2 protein-coding genes are annotated in these 3,673 nt (G+C 58.2%); one reads left to right on the top strand and one right to left on the bottom strand.

Annotated features, from left to right (window positions below):
• Positions 1-1,950, bottom strand: a 1,950-nt coding sequence (locus VKV18_RS12790) for a thiamine pyrophosphate-dependent enzyme (protein WP_324204586.1), incomplete at its 3' end; no start/stop codon positions are given.
• A 530-nt stretch (positions 1,951-2,480) separates the two neighbouring features.
• On the opposite strand from VKV18_RS12790, the gene thrC reads away from it, so the two are divergent.
• Positions 2,481-3,673, top strand: a 1,193-nt coding sequence (thrC, locus tag VKV18_RS12785) for a threonine synthase (protein ID WP_324204585.1), incomplete at its 3' end; no start/stop codon positions are given.

Genomic DNA, 3,673 nt, shown 5'->3' with positions numbered 1-3,673 from the left:
GCTTTCGGAAAGAGGGCTGTTATAGACGGCAAAGGAGGCGCGCGCCTGAGGAAGATGCTCTAGCGGCGCATAGCGCTCGCCCGTCTCAACGTCGTAAAGGGCGAGGCGACGCTGATCGAAGGTGCCGCGCTCCGTGTCTTGACCCGTGAGGCGGATAGGAATGCCGTCGGCAAGAATAGAGGCAAAGGCCAGCGCTTCCGCGTGCCCCCAGTAGATGCCGCGCGGCTGATGAATGGCCTGCCGACGCGGTTCATAGAACTGTTTTGCGGTTCGCGGGTTTACATGAAAGCCGGGCGGCCACTCTAGCATCGCTTCGTTAAGCGCGATGAGGGTCTCTGCGCTTACACCGGTCTCAACGACATCCTCTTCCGGTGGCGATAGATGGCCGTTGCCATTCTCCTCACCGTTTTCCATATGCGAGGCCACATCGAGCGCTTTGCGCAAGCGTTCGCGCACCTCGTTAACCATGGCCGCAGCTTCGTCCCGCGATACGATGCCCTCCTTCTCCAACTCGCGTGCAAAGATTTCGCGCACGCGCGGATGGGCATCTATAAGCGCATACATACGTGGCTGTGTGGTGCGTGGCTCGTCCGTTTCGTTGTGTCCATAGCGCCGATAGCCGATAAGGTCTATGAGAAAGTCCTTACCGAACTCCTCTCGATAGGCAAAGGCCATGCGAGCCGCAGCGATGCAGGCAATGGGGTCGTCGGCATTTACATGAACGATGGGGATTTCAAAGCCTTTGGCAAGGTCACTGGCATAGAGGGTGGAGCGGCCTTCAGAGGGAAGCGTGGTAAAGCCGATCTGGTTGTTTAAAATGATGTGGATGGTTCCCCCCGTGCGATACCCCGGCAAACGCGAGAGGTTTAGCGTTTCGGCAACGATGCCCTGTCCGCAGAAGGCGGCATCTCCGTGGATGAGGATCGGCAGTGCGGCACGTTCGTTTTGGGGAGGACGGCCCATGGAGTCGCGGCGTTCCTGTGCAGCGCGTACATGCCCCTCTACAACGGGGTTCACATATTCGAGATGGCTTGGGTTGGGCACAAGGGTAATGGGCATTTCGGCCACGCCCGATTCGCGAAAGGCGCGACTGTAGCCTAGGTGATACTTCACGTCGCCCGACCATCCCTCAAAATTGCTGCCGGATACCGAGGTGCCCTCGCCACCGATGTTGTTTTGGAACTCCTTGAGAATTACCTCGTAGGGCTTGCCGAGCACGTGCGCCAGCACGTTGAGACGCCCGCGGTGGGCCATGCCCATGACCACCTCTTGCATGCCTTCAATGGCAGCACTACGAACGATCTCGTCGAGCATAGGCACGAGGGCATCGGTGCCCTCGATGGAGAAACGCTTCTCCCCTGGGAAAGTTCGCTGCAGAAAATCCTCAAAAATATCCACCTCGATGAGGCGTTGAAGCAGGTCGCGCTTGCGCGCAGGGTCTATATCCTTGAAGAAGCGGCGGCTTTCCACAACCTCGCGCAGCCAGTAGCGCTCTTTGGCCTCCTGAATATGCTCGTCCTCATAGCCAATCGTTCCGGAATAGACCTGTCGCAGCCGCGCGATGGCGTCGCGCGCGTTGGTGGTCTCCTGAGCGATGGGGCCGCCGATGAGGCTCGAGGGCAGTTGCTCCAATATCTCCGGCGTGAGGTTATGGGCGCTCAACTCCAGCTCGGCAGAGCTTCGTGGACTGAGATGCAGCGGGTCAATATCGGCATCGAGATGGCCTCGCTGACGAATATAGCGCGCCAGGCGCACCGTGGCAATAGCCGCTTCGAGCAGCCTATTCGAAATATCGGGGGAGGCGCTTTTTTCGAGCAAAGCGGAGAGAGGATAGGCCTCGAAGAAGGCACGTGTTTCCGGATCTACCGATTCCGGATCGCGTTGATAACGCTCGTAGAGGTCTAGAACATAAGCTAGGTTCGCACCGGTAAACAGACTCAATTCAGGCATCGGGCGCTCTTTTGTGGCGTTATAGGGCGCTCGTCTTCGAGCGCAACGCTTTTATATAAGGTAAATTTATCATACCGTCATTATCGGGAAGGTGTCAAGCAGAAAAAGAGGGTTGACTTTCTAACGGCTCACCGTGTATAATTTACGTCCGACACAGTTGGAAAGTGGCAAGGCGAAGAGAAGGTGGAGTAAGCAGGCGGCGCGGTGACAGCGAGCCGGGTTGGTGGAAGCCGGTACGAGCGAACCTGCCGAAATGGCCTTTGAGCCGCCTTTTCGAAAAGCGCTTCGTTGGCTGAGTAGGGAAGGCCGGGGGGCTCCCGTTATAGGGCCAGGGTGTACGCGTTCGTAGGAACGTCGTTGCACCCGCCGAGGCCGCAATCGTGAGGTTGTGGCGAAAACAGGTGGGACCACGAAGGCTTGAGCCTCTCGTCCTGTGTGCCTGCAACGCGGGCACGCCGGTCGAGAGGCTTTTTAATTGTCTCTGCGCCGACTTCACACTCTGTCTAGCTCATTGAGGAGGCTTATAACGAATGTCTGCTAAAACGTTGGGGATGCAGTGTCGCGAGTGCGGAAAAGAGTATCCGCTGGCGCCCGTGCATGTCTGTGAACTCTGTTTCGGACCCCTCGAAGTTAAACTGAATTGGGAGCTTATTGAACAGCGGGTTACCCGCGAAAAGATCGCCGCCGGCCCCCCCTCCATGTGGCGCTACTGGGACCTCCTGCCGGTGGAAGGCCCGCCCACCGTCGGCAAAAACGTCGGCTGGACGCCCTTGGTGAAGGCGGAACGGCTGGGACGCGAGCTTGGCCTCAAAAACCTTTATGTGAAGAACGACGCCGTGAACCATCCTACCCTCTCTTTTAAAGATAGAGTGGTAGCTGTGGCCCTCACCAAAGCCCGTGAGTTTGGCTACGACACGGTAGCCTGTGCCTCTACAGGGAACCTCGCGAACTCGGTGGCAGCCCACGCCGCAGAAGGGGGCTTCCGCTCCTACATCTTTATTCCGGCCGACCTAGAACAGGGCAAAGTGGTGGGCACCCTTATCTATGGAACTAACGTGCTCGCCGTGTCCGGCTGCTACGATGAGGTGAACCGCCTCTGCGCCGAAGCGGGCGACCGCTACGGCTGGGGTTTCGTGAATATCAACCTTCGACCTTTCTACGGCGACGGCTCCAAAACCTATGGCTATGAGATCGCCGAACAACTCGGCTGGAGAGCGCCCGACCACGTGATCGTGCCTTGTGCCGGCGGCTCGTTGATCAGCAAAATTTATAAGGGTTTGAAAGAGTTGGAGCGGCTTGGACTTCTCGATGGACCGGTGAATACCCGTATGTACGCCGCCCAGGCCACAGGCTGCTCCCCCATAACAACGGCCATAAAAACCGAGGCGGCCGTGTTTCGCCCACAACGCCCCAATACCATCGCCCGCTCCATCGCCATCGGGAACCCTGCCGACGGCTATACGGCCATAGATACGGTGCGAAAATCCGGCGGATGGGCCGAAGACGTTACGGATGAGGAGGTGGTGGAAGGCATAAAGCTGCTGGCACGAACCGAGGGCATCTTCACCGAAACGGCCGGCGGCGTTACCGTTTCGGTGACGAAAAAACTGGCGGAACAGGGCCGATTCGGCAAAGACGATGTGGTGGTGATCGCCATCACGGGCAATGGCCTCAAAACCCAGGAGGCCGTGATGGGACGGGTAGGACACACCATCCCCATCGA

Origin of the sequence: Chthonomonas sp. (assembly GCF_035294505.1) — a bacterium.
Lineage (GTDB): Bacteria > Armatimonadota > Chthonomonadetes > Chthonomonadales > Chthonomonadaceae > Chthonomonas.
Note: the sequence above shows the minus strand (reverse complement) of the source record. Positions and strands in the feature narration are given on the sequence as shown.